Origin of the sequence: Bacillus cereus group sp. BfR-BA-01355, assembly GCF_022663675.1 — a bacterium.
GTDB classification, from domain to species: Bacteria; Bacillota; Bacilli; order Bacillales; family Bacillaceae_G; genus Bacillus_A; species Bacillus_A thuringiensis_S.
In genome coordinates this window covers 1-223 of sequence record NZ_JAKUFY010000477.1, presented here as the reverse complement: position 1 = coordinate 223, position 223 = coordinate 1, and the positions used below count along the sequence as shown (strand labels likewise).

Genomic DNA, 223 nt, shown 5'->3' with positions numbered 1-223 from the left:
GATACCAGTCACGAAAAATGGAAAATTAGATAAGAGGGCATTGCCTGAAATTGAAATGAAGAGTGATAAAGAATATATCGCACCGAGAACTGAGACAGAGAAGGTATTGAGCGAAATATTTAGTCAGATATTAGATGTGGAACATATAAGTATAAAAGATGGTTTCTTTGAATTAGGTGGACATTCTTTGAAAGCTACAAGATTAGTTAACAGAATTGAAGCT

General features: G+C 33.6%; 1 protein-coding gene. It reads left to right on the top strand.

Going from position 1 to position 223, the window contains the following annotated elements:
- Positions 1-223 (top strand): phosphopantetheine-binding protein (locus MR167_RS32550; protein WP_242316319.1); only part of this gene is annotated, 223 nt, incomplete at both ends.